The sequence below is a fragment of the Pseudescherichia vulneris NBRC 102420 genome, from assembly GCF_000759795.1.
In the GTDB taxonomy this organism is placed as follows: Bacteria; Pseudomonadota; Gammaproteobacteria; order Enterobacterales; family Enterobacteriaceae; genus Pseudescherichia; species Pseudescherichia vulneris.
In genome coordinates this window covers 1-1,110 of the sequence record NZ_BBMZ01000053.1, presented here as the reverse complement: position 1 = coordinate 1,110, position 1,110 = coordinate 1, and the positions used below count along the sequence as shown (strand labels likewise).

At 53.6% G+C, this 1,110-nt stretch carries 1 protein-coding gene; it reads right to left on the bottom strand.

The genetic code is table 11. The features are described from left to right. Positions 1-66: 66 nt before the first annotated feature. Complete coding sequence (locus EV102420_RS20790) at positions 67-660, bottom strand: DUF1367 family protein (protein ID WP_042396242.1); 594 nt, start codon at positions 658-660, stop codon at positions 67-69. Positions 661-1,110: the final 450 nt, after the last annotated feature.

The window sequence follows — 1,110 nt, the reverse complement described above, 5'->3', positions numbered from 1 at the left end:
GCTCTTCTGCCTGGGTCGTGGTGCAGTCGGTGTGATTGAACCAGGTGTCTTTCATCGCCATAACCCCTAGAAGCTCAGCAGCTGTGCGGCGGCGTTCTCGGCCTCAGCCTGGCTGCGAAATGCGCGTGAGAGGATCCAGCGCCACAGCACATCGAGCGCGGCTTTGTAGAGCTGCTGAAACTCCAGCTCGTCCATGCTGGCGAATGCGATGCTGCGGGGATGCTTGCGGAGGGTACCGTCAGGCAGCTGGATGGCGTCGTAATGGCCAGCCTCCACGATCACCCAGGCGCGGTAGGCATCAAACGATTTGCATACGCTGATGCTACCGGAGCGGCGATCGGCGATGCGCGCCAGGTACTGCTCAGCGGCGTCCAGCAGCGCGCCTTCGCTACCGCCGAACGTGGACAGGAATTTGGCATAGCCGGTTACCAGCCTGCGCTCGTTAGATGAGATCGCCCCGCCGGTAGGCTCCCAGTATTCAAAGCCCAGGTTAAGCAGTGCGAAAAATTTACGGTGAAATGCCGGATTACGCAGCTGGCGGAATTCAGCCTCAAGTACTGCGCCGAGCTTGCATTTTGAATGCAGAAAATCGCTGGTCTCTTGCGTAGCAGGGATCAGGATATTGGAAGAATGCTTAATGAGCTGTAACTGTTGCGCCATGGTGTTCTCCGTGGCGCATCGTGGTCAGGTTACCGGTTGTTCAGGCCGGTATAACCATTATGCTATTCAGACGCTAAAAAGGTCAATTGCAGGCTGATAACTCTCTTACGATCTCGACCAGCACTTCCCGTGATGTAACTCGTTCGTCCGCAAGAAGATGTTTATGACCAACCTCTGAGCCATTGCTGGAGAGTAGTACGCGATCCCCTGGCCTGAGATGAAACGAGCATACCGTTGTCCCATCGGACCGCGTTACATGAAAGAAATACTCACCCCCATCAGAACATACCTCAGCCACATCAACCCCCTCTTAGCTATCCAAATATCCTCTCCCGGCGGGGAGAAATCCTCTTCTTGGAACCAAAATATCAAATCGAGCAAATTTCCTAATAGGTTCGCCGGAAGAAAAATAAAATTTTTTACTGGAGTGCTTTAACCTTACATCAAATC